Origin of the sequence: Paenibacillus sp. FSL R5-0527, assembly GCF_038008055.1 — a bacterium.
GTDB lineage: Bacteria > Bacillota > Bacilli > Paenibacillales > Paenibacillaceae > Fontibacillus > Fontibacillus macerans.
This window is the reverse complement of sequence record NZ_JBBOYI010000001.1, coordinates 3421419-3434247: the sequence shown is the minus strand read 5'-3', so window position 1 is coordinate 3434247 and position 12829 is coordinate 3421419. Positions and strand designations below refer to the sequence as shown.

The 12829-nt window shown below is 49.4% G+C and carries 12 protein-coding genes; 2 read left to right on the top strand and 10 right to left on the bottom strand.

Going from position 1 to position 12829, the window contains the following annotated elements; translation table 11 throughout:
- Positions 1-35: 35 nt before the first annotated feature.
- From NYE69_RS15170 to NYE69_RS15160, 3 genes are read right to left on the bottom strand one after another with little or no spacing between them, the layout of a single operon-like run.
- A complete protein-coding gene (locus NYE69_RS15170; RefSeq protein WP_340926819.1) occupies positions 36-383 on the bottom strand; it encodes a PTS lactose/cellobiose transporter subunit IIA in 348 nt (115 codons plus the stop codon).
- Between the two features lie 33 nt (positions 384-416).
- Entirely contained in the window at positions 417-1646 is a 1230-nt protein-coding gene (locus NYE69_RS15165) for a PTS sugar transporter subunit IIC (RefSeq protein WP_340926818.1), read from the bottom strand.
- A gap of 16 nt (positions 1647-1662) precedes the next feature.
- Positions 1663-1971 (bottom strand): PTS sugar transporter subunit IIB, encoded by a 309-nt coding sequence (locus NYE69_RS15160; protein ID WP_445744835.1) that lies wholly within the window; start codon positions 1969-1971, stop codon positions 1663-1665.
- A 185-nt stretch (positions 1972-2156) separates the two neighbouring features.
- Here NYE69_RS15160 and NYE69_RS15155 point away from each other — a divergent pair, with 185 nt between their 5' ends.
- Entirely contained in the window at positions 2157-4064 is a 1908-nt protein-coding gene (locus NYE69_RS15155) for a BglG family transcription antiterminator (RefSeq protein ID WP_340926816.1), read from the top strand.
- 399 nt (positions 4065-4463) lie between these two features.
- On the opposite strand, the gene metE is transcribed toward NYE69_RS15155, so the two are convergent.
- From metE to NYE69_RS15130, 5 genes are all read right to left on the bottom strand, one after another.
- Complete coding sequence (gene metE / locus NYE69_RS15150; protein WP_340926815.1) at positions 4464-6752, bottom strand: 5-methyltetrahydropteroyltriglutamate--homocysteine S-methyltransferase; 2289 nt, start codon at positions 6750-6752, stop codon at positions 4464-4466.
- 114 nt (positions 6753-6866) lie between these two features.
- Positions 6867-7778, bottom strand: a complete 912-nt coding sequence (locus NYE69_RS15145) for a LysR family transcriptional regulator (protein WP_036628402.1) — start codon at positions 7776-7778, stop codon at positions 6867-6869.
- Positions 7779-8111: 333 nt separating this feature from the next.
- A complete protein-coding gene (locus tag NYE69_RS15140; protein WP_340926814.1) occupies positions 8112-9389 on the bottom strand; it encodes a metal ABC transporter substrate-binding protein in 1278 nt (425 codons plus the stop codon).
- Positions 9370-10242, bottom strand: a complete 873-nt coding sequence (locus tag NYE69_RS15135) for a metal ABC transporter permease (RefSeq protein ID WP_340926813.1) — start codon at positions 10240-10242, stop codon at positions 9370-9372. The genes NYE69_RS15140 and NYE69_RS15135 overlap by 20 nt, the downstream gene beginning before the upstream one ends.
- On the bottom strand, positions 10188-10895 hold the full coding sequence (locus NYE69_RS15130) for a metal ABC transporter ATP-binding protein (protein WP_340926812.1): 708 nt from the start codon (positions 10893-10895) through the stop codon (positions 10188-10190). The genes NYE69_RS15135 and NYE69_RS15130 overlap by 55 nt, the downstream gene beginning before the upstream one ends.
- Positions 10896-11062: 167 nt before the next feature.
- On the opposite strand from NYE69_RS15130, the gene NYE69_RS15125 reads away from it, so the two are divergent.
- Complete coding sequence (locus NYE69_RS15125) at positions 11063-11872, top strand: lipase family protein (RefSeq protein ID WP_340926811.1); 810 nt, start codon at positions 11063-11065, stop codon at positions 11870-11872.
- A gap of 90 nt (positions 11873-11962) precedes the next feature.
- On the opposite strand, the gene NYE69_RS15120 is transcribed toward NYE69_RS15125, so the two are convergent.
- Positions 11963-12232 (bottom strand): hypothetical protein, encoded by a 270-nt coding sequence (locus NYE69_RS15120; protein ID WP_340926809.1) that lies wholly within the window; start codon positions 12230-12232, stop codon positions 11963-11965.
- Positions 12202-12783: a hypothetical protein gene (locus tag NYE69_RS15115; RefSeq protein WP_340926807.1), complete on the bottom strand. Its 582-nt coding sequence runs from the start codon at positions 12781-12783 to the stop codon at positions 12202-12204. Before NYE69_RS15115 ends, NYE69_RS15120 begins: the two co-directional genes overlap by 31 nt.
- Between the last annotated feature and the right edge of the window lie 46 nt (positions 12784-12829).

The window sequence follows — 12829 nt, the reverse complement described above, 5'->3', positions numbered from 1 at the left end:
TGATTACTTCCTTTCATTATTTATTGATCATTTATTTATTTATTGATCATTTCCAATTGGGTCAATCTGTGGTTAAAGCTCTCGAAAATATCAATTAATCGCTTGGCAAGATTTATTTCACTATAGACCGTCATAAGCGTGTCTTGCGCATGGGCAAATAAAACCGAATACTCGCCTTGTTCGCCTTCCGTTTCTTTTTGGATGCAATTCGTTTGCACGCGATGAGCGATCACAATTTCGTCGTTGGCTAATTTCATCTTCTCCTTCGCTCCGGCAAAGTCGCTGTTTTCAATGTCCTTTAACGCATCCGTACAATGCTTTCTTGCTTCCCCGGCGTGCAAAATGATTTGCATCGCCTCTTGAGCTACTTGTTCCGAGATCATAATAAAGTCTCCTTTATAGAGGTTGTTCATAGTTTAATTGGTTTGCGGCATTTCTTTTTCAAGTTCTTGTTTTTCGTAGGTTTTGAAAAATGGGTACCAAATCAGCGTAGCTACCCCGACGCAGATGAGCATCAAAATAAGGCCTGTGATCGTTCCTGTCGTAATCCACGTGGAGATTGGAAAAGGAGCGTACCACAGATCGAAGATCACTTTCGGGATGGGGCCGAAAGGAATGACTTTCGTCCCGATCCAAACGAGCGCCGGCAAGATGATCCCTATGATCCACATCGGCAGCATCAATAAGGGGTTCCATACGATCGAACCGAATACCAAAGGCTCGTTGATATTAAAGACGGCGGGTATAAAGCTTGCCCGGCCCAGCGCTTTTAGCTTGGTGCTTTTAGAGAACGCATGCATAATAACCAAGGGTAACGTACAGCCCACGCCGCCTACAAACAAGTATGCGGAAAAAATCGTTTCGGCCGTTACGAGATTATGGGCCCCCATAGTCGCGTTAGCGGTAATCGCCGCCAGAAAAATCGGTTTGGTGACCGGGGTTAACACCCAGCTGGAGATCCCCATGGAATATAAGAAACAGTATAAAAATATAATCAGCATGAATCCCCAAGGCGTCTCTACCACGCTCGCCAACGGCATAAAAATATTTAAAATGATGTTGTAGATATCAACATGAACGAGATCGACCAACACCCAAGCCATAACCAACGTGATGCCGATAGGAAGCATGGAATCAAACCATGCTCTGACAAAGTCCGGGATGACAGATTCTTCTTTGAAAAAAGAGAATTTTCCGAAAAGACTCATGATATATCCGGTGAACAGAGCGGCGATGATGGCAACGAACATGCCGCCGGTTCCCAAAGAACTATGGGAAAAGCCTACCGTACCATCTTTGACGACCTGGGGACTGATGATGATCAAGAAAACAATCAAACTGGTGCAACCGGCGATAAACCGCTGCTTTCTTAACTTCTTTTTCTCCATCAAATTGAACGGAATCAGGAAAGAAACGAGCAGCGAAAGCATGCCCATCGTCCATCCGAACGGAACCCAAAAATTAGGGTAATTCTTGATCTGATAGACATCACCGGGGATGGTGAGCAGGCAAAATACCGATCCCAGAAGAATGAAAGGCAACAGTTGCATGACGGAATCCTTGAGCGTGACGATCCATACATTGTTATTGACTTTGTTCATCTTCGGAGAAAAGTCGTTTTTCAGCCATTCCATTAATTTGTTCATTTTTCTTATCCCCTTTTTAGCTGTTCAACTCACTCAGCAAATCATCTAAAGCCGCTTCCCCATCCAAAGTGGAATAATAAGAAGGCTTCATTAAGAGCACTTTAACATCGGTGTCTTTGGTAAGCTCATTGATGTCCTCCATGATATAAGCCAAGTGGGGGCCGACTAATAAGGCATCGATGTCATGGATGTAATTTTCGATTTCCGCTTCCCCTCTGGCTTTGATATCCATATTCAGGTTTCTCTTTTTAGCGGCCTTTCTAATATTGGCAGCCATGAAACCGGAACTTGCTCCAGATCCGCAAACTAATAACACGTTTAACATTTCTTTTGTATTTCCCATGGTAAATCCTCCTTGTTTTTCTGTGACTGTACATCGATTGAAGTTTTTCTTATAATGATTTGACAGCGCTATCTTTGTTACAACCAAACTATAATACAAACCCCAAAACGGGCTCAAATAAAAAACTGCACCCCTATGGTGCAACATTTTAAAGTGAGGAATCACCTATGAAAACGCAGTATATTGATTTAATTCAATATTTAACAAAAAACAACAATGATTGGATTTCATCGCAAAATTTAGCGGACGAATGCGGCGTGTCCAAACGCACCATCAAATCTTATATCAGCGAGATCAATGCGATTCACCACGGGTTAATCAGAGCGTCGAATAAAGGTTATAAGGTCGATACGGACAAAGTAAATCTGTTTCTGGCAAGTGAACAAAAAGCGATCCCGCAAACCCAATCCGAAAGAATGGCTTTTATTCTGAAAAAACTGGTGCAAACCACTGAGCCGATTTGTATTTACGATTTAAGCGATGCGCTGTTTATCAGCGAATCAACGCTTAGACTTGATCTGAAGCTGGTCAAAGAAAAGCTGGCTAAAAATAACTTGGAATTGCAGTTGAGTAAGGATCATATTGGGCTAAAAGGAAAAGAAAAAGATAAGCGCAAGCTAATGAGCAGTATTTTGTACGAAGAGGCCAACGGAAGTTTTATTGACATTGATAAAATCAAAGGATTTTATAAAGAGCTCAATGTCGATTACATTCGGGAAGTCGTCGTTGAAACCTTTTCCGCCCATCACTTTTTTACGAATGATTTTTATTTAACCAATGTGGTTATCCATATCACCATTGCCCTCGACAGAATGAAACATGATTTTCAGTTTTTAAATAAAACCGTGAATTATAACATGGACAATACCGCCTATAGCATCGCCAAAGAAATCGCCTTTAAGCTAGAATCGTATTTTCATGTCACCTATCCGGATGAAGAAATCGCCGATTTGGCGATCTTGATTTCGTGCAATGGGACCAATGTGAACTTTACGCAAATTGAAGTCAGCGACCTGGAAAATATCGCCGGCAAAGATTGCATTGATTTGGTCAGTGAAATCGCCACCGACTTGGATAAGTATTACTACATCAGTATTGCCGATTCCGATTTTATTACACGTTTTACGCTGCATGTCAAAAACCTGTTAATGAGATTAAAAAATCATCATTCGACGAAAAATCCATTAACGAGCACGATCAAACGAGAATGCCCGCTCATTTACGATTGCGCCGTTCATGCTTCGCATGTGATTAAAGAAAAAACCGGTTATATCATCAGCGACGATGAAATCGCTTATTTGGCTTTTCACCTGGGGTATGCCATTGAATTGCAGCGGCAATCGAACGTAAAAATCTCGTGTACGGTGCTGTTTCCGCTTTACTACAACATGAATGTGCAGATCATCAACAAATTGCAGCAGTATTTTGGCGATGATATTTCGATTCATTCGATTGTAACGGATGAGAGCGATTTGAATCATGCAACCAGCGATTTTATTATTTCCTCCGCCCAATTGCACAAAATTCCGGAAGTGCCCTATGTCGTGATTACGCCGTTTTTTATCGAAAGCGACCGGGAAAAAGTATCGGACAAAATTTTTGAATTAAAAGAACAAAAAAAGAAAAGTCAATTTGCGACCCATTTGAAATTGTTTTTGGACGAAAGGCATTTTTACAACTCGGCAACCTTGTCCGAGAAGGAAGAGGTTTTACGTTTTATCTGTCACATTATGCACCGGGACGGTTATACGGACGAGGATTTTTTGGACAAAATTATGGAACGGGAAGCTATGTCGTCGACCGCGTTCGGACACGTGGCCATCCCGCATGCGATTAAAATGGAATCCCGCAAAACGGGGATGTTCATTTATTTGAATCCGAACGGGATCAAATGGGATGCTTCCACCGTGAAAATCGTATTGTTGCTCACCGTCAGCGGAGAGGACCGGAAGATTTTCCGCGACGTGTTCGATGCGCTCGCCACCATCTTGACGGACGATAAAAATGTGAATTTGTTATCCGCTACTCACAGCTTTGATGATTTTATCAATAAATTAATCGCCTGCTGGGAGTGATCTATACCAGAAAACAATGGTAATGAACTATGACTTTTAGGGTTCGTGTCTTGGTGTCCCTGCCTGTCTGCCTTTGCACGATTATCCCTTTTGTTCTGAAAAACTCATTCTCTCGAATCTATCTGCTTCTTCACCAAATATTTACTTTTCCCGAGCTTGTCCGTTTCTCTGCTGCCTGATCAGACGGGATAATCATGCAAAGCGTCCGGACAGCGAGTGTTGATCTGCCGCCTAACCCATCGGCCTTCCTTGTCCTCAAGCTTTCGGGCGCCCTTCCGCGTTTCTTGCCACGATCGGTTGAGCCCTTACTTTAGGCGATTAGTTGCAAAAAAAAGCATGCGCTCCCGGAAGGGGAACGCATGCTTTTGGTTTTTTGGACAAATCCGCCGCCGGCCGGAACTACGCCTTGATGGCGTATTTTTCGCGCGCCTGCTTGGTGGCCTCGACCATATTGCGCAGGGAGGCGACGGTTTCCTCGTATTTGCGGGTTTTCAGGCCGCAATCCGGATTGATCCAGAATTGGGCCGGATCGAGAACACGCAGGGCCCGGTCGATCATCAAGCCCATTTCAGCGGCCGAAGGCACGCGCGGGCTGTGAATGTCATATACCCCGAGGCCGATCTCCTTGTCGTAGGTGTTCTTCTCGAAGCTTTCGATGAGCTCCCCGTGGCTGCGGGAGGTTTCGATCGAGATGACATCGGCGTCCAGCGCGTTGATCGAATCAATAATGTCATGAAATTCGCTGTAGCACATATGCGTATGGATCAGCGTCTCGTTTTGGACCGTGGAGGTCGACAGCCGGAACGCCCGTACCGCCCATTCCAAATAAGCCGGCCATTGTTCCCGTTTCAGCGGCAAGCCTTCGCGCAGCGCCGGTTCGTCGACCTGGATCATGCCGATGCCCGCGGCTTCCAGCGCCTCCACTTCTTCCCTTAGCGCAAGCGCGATCTGATAAGCCACTTCTTCGCGGGATTTATCGTCGCGCACAAACGACCAGTTCAAAATCGTCACCGGACCGGTCAGCATTCCTTTCACCGGCTTATCCGTTAGCGACTGGGCGTACACCGTTTCCGCCACGGTCATCGGCCCTGTCCATTCCACATCGCCATAGATGACCGGAGGTTTGACGCAGCGCGAACCGTAGGACTGCACCCAGCCGTTCGCCGTAAAGGCAAACCCGTTCAATTTCTCCCCGAAAAATTCCACCATATCGTTCCGTTCAAACTCGCCGTGCACCAACACATCCAGCCCGAGTTCGGCCTGCAGCTCAATCCAAATCCCGATCTGCTCTTTGATAAACGCCTCGTAACGCTCGCCCGTCCATTCGCCCTTGCGCCATTTTTGCCGGGCGCTGCGGATTTCCGGCGTCTGCGGGAAGCTGCCGATCGTTGTCGTCGGCAGCAGCGGCAGGTTCCAGCGCTTCCGCTGGAGCTTGCTCCGCACTTCATAGCTGTCCGGGCGGGAAGTCGGCTGCGTGTCCAAAGCGGCCATCCGCTGCTGGACCTGCCGGCTGTTGCGGGACGGCGACTGCTGCAACGCGCGGCGCGCATGGTCTGCCGTTTCCGCTTCAGCGCGAACGGCTTCATAGCCGAGCCGGCCGGCCTTCGCCAGCAGCGCGACCTCCTCCAGCTTCTCGTCCGCAAAAGCGAGTGCTCCGCGCAAAACAGGCTCCAGCGTCCGCTCATTTTCGGCGCTGATCGGGACGTGCAGCAGGCTGCAGGAAGGCTGGATTACAATCCGGTCCGCCGGCACCGCTTCCACCAGCGTCTGCAGCGTCTCCAGCTTGCTGTCCAGGTCCGCCCGCCAGATGGCGCGGCCATCGATCAAACCCGCGCCCAGCAGCTTGCCTGCGGGAAACCCGAACTCGCGAACCGCCTGCAAATTGCGCCCTTTGTCATGCACGAAATCCAAACCGATGCCGTGAACCGGAAGCGCCGTGACGGCTTGGTAGTGATCGACCGCTTCGAAGTACGTTTGCAAAAACAGCTTGATGCCCGGCGCTTCTTGCGCCAGCTTGTCATAAATGCGTGTGACGCGTTGAATTTCTTCTTCGGCCAGCGAAGTGGCAAGAATCGGTTCGTCGATCTGCACCCATTCGGCGCCTTCCGCCGCCAGTTCCTGCAAAATTTGTCCGTACAGCGGAAGCAGCTTGTCAATCCAGCTGTCTAGCTGATCCGCTGCGTACCCCTTGGACAGCTTCAGGAACGTATACGGCCCGACGATAACCGGTCTGCCTTCGATCCCCAGCTCCCCTTTGGCCTCGCGGTAAGCTTCAAGCGGGCGGTTGCGGGTCAGCTTGGGCTCGAGGTTTTCCTCCAGCTCCGGCACGATATAGTGGTAGTTCGTATTAAACCACTTCGTCATCTCGCAGGCCGCTGCCTCACGGCTGCCTCTAGCCATGGCGTAATAAACGGATAAATCCGGCGTTCCGCCTTCGTAACCGAACCGTTGCGGAATCAGCCCGAACATAACGGCCGTGTCCAGCACATGGTCATAGTAAGTGAAGTCGCCGACCGGAATCGCTTCGATTCCTTTTTCCTGTTGCAGCTTCAAGTTCTGAAGCCGTATGTTTTTGAGTTCCTCGTGGAGCTCCTTTTCCTCCAGCTTGCCGGACCAGTAAGCTTCCAACGCCTTCTTCCACTCGCGGTTTCGTCCGATGCGGGGATACCCCAAATTAGCGCTTTTCATATGCCTCTCACTCCTCGTTTCATCCTTCTCAAAATGGTTAGGAATAAGATAGCATACTTTAAAGTTTATAGAGTAAATCTAATTACCTATTACCTGTTATAACCAAAAACTATATCAACGCGCTTCGTTCACCACCGTTTGCTCCAACGCCTCAATATAGGCCGCACCCAGCTTGGTCAGTTTGGCGTTGCGATGGCAAATCCACCCCACATTGATCGTTTCGTCGCTGGCCAGCGGAACCGGAATAATCTCATTTCCGTTCAGGTCCGAGCTAAGCACGCCGGTGGAGATCGTGTACCCGTTCAAGCCGATCAGCAGATTAAACAGGGTGGCCCGGTCGTTCACCTTGATGCTTTTCCGATGGGAAAGCGTGCTCAATATTTCCTCGGCAAAATGAAACGAATTGAACTCCCCCTGCTCGAAATATAAATACGGATAATCCTGGAGCTGATCCAGCGTGACCACGGCATGCTGCGCCAAAGGATTGCGGATGCTGACAAAGATATGCGCCTTCGCCTTAAACAGGCTGTTAAAAATCAAATTCCCGTCCTTCAGCAGCCGGTTGATCACCTTCGAATTGAATTCATTGATATATAAAATGCCGATTTCGCTGCGCTGGCTTTTGACGTCCTGGATGATTTCGTGCGTTTTGGTCTCCCGCAAGGCCAGCTCGTATTCGTCCTGCCCGTATTCCTGAACCAGCTGCACAAACGCGTTAACCGCAAACGCGTAATGCTGGGTGGAAACCGAGAAATGCTGGGGCGACGGCTTGGCGTTCAGGTAGCGGTTTTCCAAAAGTTCCGCCTGCTCCATCACCTGTCTCGCGTACGCGAGGAACTCGGCGCCTTCCTTGGAGAGCGTAATGCCTTTGTTCGTCCGCTCGAAAATCGTCATCTGGATGTTCTCCTCGAGCTCCCGGATGGCGTTGGAAAGGCTGGGCTGGGAAATAAACAATCTTCTCGCCGCCTCGTTCATCGAACCGCGGTTGGCCACTTCCACGACGTAACGAAGCTGCTGTAACGTTATTTTCATAGATATATTCACCCTTTGGCATTCATCGATGATACAGGTTTCTCCTAACGTAACACCGAACCCGTTTTAGGGCAAGCACCCGGGGAATTTATACCAAAGCAAGTACCCGCCTCTCATTGGAAAAATCCAATAGATTGGCGGGATCGAACGTGATTTGCAGCTCTAAATGGAAAAATCCAATAGATTTTGCTCAGATTGGGCGTTTTGCTCCCTGCCGAGCTTAATCTATTGGAAATATCCAATGAGTGTCGCTGTATTCACTTTCCAATTTCAATTCTATTGGATTTATCCAATCAGAACATTGTGTCAGGCCGTATATGCTAATTCCTACTCGTTCAGCGCAGCCTTCAGGGCCTGCAGATTTTGACGCATCACGCCAATGTAATCCAGCCCCTTAGCCAAGTCTTCTTCGGTCAAGCCTTCGATCGGATTCAAAACCGCCGACTTTGCCCCGATTTCGGAAGCGATCGTATCGGCCACCTTGGAGGACACCAGGGTTTCAAAAAAGATCGTCTTCACGTTGTGCTCTTTGGCAAACTGGACGATTTCGGCCATCTGGGATGCCGACGGCTCCTGTTCCGGCGACAGCCCGGCGATCGGCACCTGGGTCAGCCCGTATTGTTTGGCCAGATAACCGAAGGCGGCATGCTGGGTAATAAAGTCCTTGCGCTTGCTGTTCTTGAGCGTTTCGGCAAATTCCTTATCGAGCGCCTCCAGCTCGGCTGCATATGCATCAGCGTTGGCTTTAAACTGGTCCGCGTATTGCGGAGCCGCTGCGGACAGTCCCTTTTCAATGTTGCGAACCTCCTCTATCGCCAGCGCCGGCGACAGCCACACATGCGGATCCAAGCCGCCGTGATCGTGGTGATGGCCGCTTTCACCGTGACCATGTTCGTCTGCTTCATGCGCATGTTCACCTTCCTTATGCGCATGCTCATCTTCCTCATGCACATGTTTACCTTCCTCATGCACATGTTTACCTTCCTCATGCGCATGCTCATCTTCCTCATGCGCATGTTCGCCATCTTCATGGACATGCTCACTTTCCTCATGCACATGTTCACCTTCTTCATGTACATGGTCACCTTCTTCATGTACATGTTCACCTTCTTCATGTGCATGCTCACCGTCCTCATGCGCTGCTTCGCCATGTGCATGCTCATGCTCATCTTCCGCGCCTTCCACGATCTTAAGCCCTTGGCTGGCTTCGATAGCTTTCAGCCCTTTTCCCGTGGCGCTCTCCAGCACCTGGTCCACCCAGCCTTCCATCCCAGCTCCGTTGTACACGAGTACGTCAGCCTCGGTAATCGCGGCCATGTCCTGGGGCGTCGGCTCCCAATCATGCGGCTCCATGGCGGCGGGAACGAGGTTTTCCACGTTGGCCAGATCCCCCGCTACATGGCGCGTAAATTCGTACATCGGATAGAAGCTCGTTTTAATTTCCAATTTTTCCGAGGCCGGTGTATTCGCGGACGCTTCCGGCGCAGTGGACGAGCCGCCCGTTCCCGCGCTATTAGCAGGCGTATTAGCGTTTGATCCGCAGCCGGCCGCAACCAACATCATGGATAGAGATAAAGCGATGAAACTACGATTCCAAAATTTCATTTTTCATGTACTCCTTCTTTTTAATTTGTTGTGTGGCAGCCCGCCGGCCGCGAACCCGCAGCAGCTTTTGCAATAGGATCGTGACCACCAGAAAAACGAGCAAAATCAAGGCGATCGTTCCCCCGGGCGGGGTGTTGATGTAATACGAAACGCTTAAGCCGGAAAAAACGCCAACCAACCCGGTGCCGACAGAGATGGCGATCGCCGCCGCAAAACCGGAAGCGATGCGCAAAGCCAGCGAGGCCGGCAGTACGATTAGCGCCGACACCAGCAGCACGCCTACGACGGGCATGGCCGCGGCTACGGTCATCCCGGTCAACACCGCGAAGGAAAAGGACAGCAGCTTAACCCGGACGCCGGAAATCGCGGCGGTTTCCTCATCGAACGTCAGATGATAAAGCGGGCGCCGCAGCAGAATAAAATAAATCAAACCGGCCAAAGCAACGACAGCGATCAGGAACAATTGAGTATCGCCAACGGCGACAATGGAGCCGAACAGATAAGAGCTGAAGCTTTGACTCAAATTTTGCTTCACGCTCATAAGCACGACGGCAAGCGCCAGCCCCGAATTCATGATGATCGCTACCGGCAGTTCGCTGTATGTACGGTAGGAACGGCGAAGCTGCTCGATGACGACTCCTCCGGCAATGGCCACCGCAAAACCGCTGAGCGCGGGATTCAGATGCAGCACCGAGCCCAAAGCCACCCCGGCCAGGGATACATGGGACAACGTATCCGCCATCAACGCCTGGCGGCGAAGCATAAGGTAAACTCCGAGCAGCGGAGCGATAATCCCGATTAAACCTCCTGCCCAAAAGGCGCGCTGCATGAATTCGTAACCAAACATCGCCATCCTTCATCCTCCTCCCGCTCCAACCTAATCAATGTGTCGAGATACGGCGCCGTTTCCTCCAGCCCGTGGGTAACCATAATCACCGTTCGGCCTCGATTTGTTACGTCTTGCCTTAACAGCTCGTAAAGGGCCGTCCGGCTCGCCGCATCCATGCCCGTAGCGGGCTCATCCAATATGAGCACCTGAGGCTCCTGGGCCAGGGCCCGGGCAATGCAGACGCGTTGTTTTTGGCCTCCCGACAGTTCGCCGATTTTACGATTACGAAGCTCCCACATGCCCACCTGTTTCAAGCTTCGCTCCACAACCTGCCGCTGTTCCTCTTTGAACCGGCCAAACAACCCCAAGCGGGAATAACAACCGGAACGCACCAACTCGATAACCTTGCTGGGAAAACCTGCATTAAAGGAAGACACTTGCTGCGGCACATAGCCGACAACCACCTTTGAACCGTCTTCCTGGAACCGGTTAAACCTCACCGAACCGCTCCAAGGCTTAAGCAGCCCCAGCATCAGCTTCAGCAAAGTCGACTTGGCCGTACCGTTAGCCCCCGCAATGCCGATAAATTGTCCGGTATGGATGTCAAGGGACAAGTTTTCGATGACGGGCTCGTTCCCGTATCCAAAAACAACCTCGCGCATGGACGATAAAATCATGCTAACCCCTTCTCTTAACCGTAATTATTACGTATTAACATCAAATATATTATCGTAATCATTACGATTTGTAAACCCCTTTGCTGTTTTACTTATTCATTAGTTGTGGCGGAATGGGCACCTTTCCCTGGATTTTTAAATATATTGAGGAAAAGGGGGGATTAGAAATGGAACTGAATGGGGCCGAGGTGCGGCGGGGGTTATTTCTAGCCGCGGTGTGCAGTCAGACCTACGCGCAATTTTCGAACGAAGACGGATCGTTTGTCCTCCCGCCCGGTTATTCGCTGTTTGATACGATCGAAGCCAAATCCTTCATCGGCGTTTGGGAACGGTTTGGGTTTATTCTGCAATCCCCGGAGGAGATCGTGATCGCTTTTCGCGGCACCAGTTCGACGACCAACTGGATCGCCGACGCCATCGCCTCGCAAAAAAGCTGCGGTTATATCAAGGAGTCCTCCCTCACTCACCGCGGCTTCACCGGCATTTACGCTTCGGCCCGGAAGCAGGTCTTGTCCGCCCTGCGCCGCTTGCCGCAGGAAAAACCCCTTTTCGTTGCCGGCCATAGTCTAGGCGGGGCCCTTGCCACCTTATGCGCCGTCGACATGGCGGCAAACACCGCGCGTACCCCCGTTTTGTTTACGTTCGGCTCCCCGCGCGTCGGTGATCCCGATTTTGCCAAAGCTTTTGCCAAATACGTCCCCAACAGCTACCGGATCGCCAACCCGTTCGACGTCGTTACCCATGCGCCGCCCTATATCTACAAGCTGCCGAAACGAGAAAAAACGTACTATTACCGCCACGTTCCGGCTTCCTGCCCGCTGATTTTCCAGAACGGCTCCGTACCCGCCAATCACGTCATCGAAAGTTACTTTGCGGAACTGGCCAAGCTGGATGCGGATTACGCCGAGCGGCTGGCCGCGGCAAGCCCGGGGTTTTGCCCGGTATCCTCTCGTCTATCGTCAAATTCATTTGTTTAAGAACGACAATAGGGGAGCCACCTCAAACCGACTTTTCCCAACATTGCTTTAAACTTGCCTGCCATAGAATAAAAAAACAACGAGAATTTTTTAATCCTCGTTGCTTCCTGTTTTGCGCTTTTGATATAAGCCATATAGCCCATATGCGTAACTGTAATCGTATTCAAGTGTTGTTGTTATTTGCTCTGGTAATGGCAATGAATAAGTTATCGCCATAGTTTGCAATGCGCTTAATGGGTATTGTTTCTTCTTATCCTTTTTCGTTCCAAATATTTCTTCAGAGCCATTTTCCTGCTTGGAAGGTCCATCACAGACGGTTTGATGAAATCCTATCTCACCATCTTCTGAAATAGTAACCAATGGGACATGCTTTTAACCGATTCCGGATCAATAGCTGCATTTAACTGAATATCGTTTTTGAAATATTTTTGAATCTTAGCTACAATCTGTTTTGCATATCCCGGGTCCTGGTCCATTTTCTCTTGAACAGCAGGATGAATCATGACAACATGAAGTCCCTGTTGTATTTTTTCAAGATCACGTTGTACCCAAGGTTCATATCCTGTAGCCGTTTGGGCCTGAGGTTTCCACGCCCTCAATTCATTGATCGTATTTTCATCAATCTTATCTTTAAATAACTTTGAAGTTGGAAAGTCCAACCGGTTCCAGTATTTAAATTGAGATGCATCCAGTACGTGATATTTCAGATCCGGATAAATTCCCTTCAGACTCTGCTCTGCATTAACAAAAGTGCTTGTTTTCTCTGACTTTTCTGTTTTCCGTGTTGCAGTACTTAATATGTTTTGAAAATCGAGCACAGGCACCGAACTGTCATTATTAACGTTGTTGGGGTAGTTTAGTAATCTAAAGTAATCCAATGACGCAAATGACGCAACATTATGTATGTTCATTCATATTCCTCCCCATGAAATTTTTGGTTGCTAATCTTATAGCAAA

Bases quoted from the DNA above. Each gene is read 5' to 3' on its own strand.
- NYE69_RS15170 (WP_340926819.1), bottom strand. From the start codon at position 383: ATGATCTCGGAACAAGTAGCTCAAGAGGCGATGCAAATCATTTTGCAC.
- NYE69_RS15165 (WP_340926818.1), bottom strand. From the start codon at position 1,646: ATGAACAAATTAATGGAATGGCTGAAAAACGACTTTTCTCCGAAGATG.
- NYE69_RS15160 (WP_445744835.1), bottom strand. From the start codon at position 1,971: ATGTTAAACGTGTTATTAGTTTGCGGATCTGGAGCAAGTTCCGGTTTC.
- NYE69_RS15155 (WP_340926816.1), top strand. From the start codon at position 2,157: ATGAAAACGCAGTATATTGATTTAATTCAATATTTAACAAAAAACAAC.
- metE (WP_340926815.1), bottom strand. From the start codon at position 6,752: ATGAAAAGCGCTAATTTGGGGTATCCCCGCATCGGACGAAACCGCGAG.
- NYE69_RS15140 (WP_340926814.1), bottom strand. From the start codon at position 9,389: ATGAAATTTTGGAATCGTAGTTTCATCGCTTTATCTCTATCCATGATG.
- NYE69_RS15135 (WP_340926813.1), bottom strand. From the start codon at position 10,242: ATGGCGATGTTTGGTTACGAATTCATGCAGCGCGCCTTTTGGGCAGGA.
- NYE69_RS15130 (WP_340926812.1), bottom strand. From the start codon at position 10,895: ATGATTTTATCGTCCATGCGCGAGGTTGTTTTTGGATACGGGAACGAG.
- NYE69_RS15125 (WP_340926811.1), top strand. From the start codon at position 11,063: ATGGAACTGAATGGGGCCGAGGTGCGGCGGGGGTTATTTCTAGCCGCG.
- NYE69_RS15115 (WP_340926807.1), bottom strand. From the start codon at position 12,783: ATGAACATACATAATGTTGCGTCATTTGCGTCATTGGATTACTTTAGA.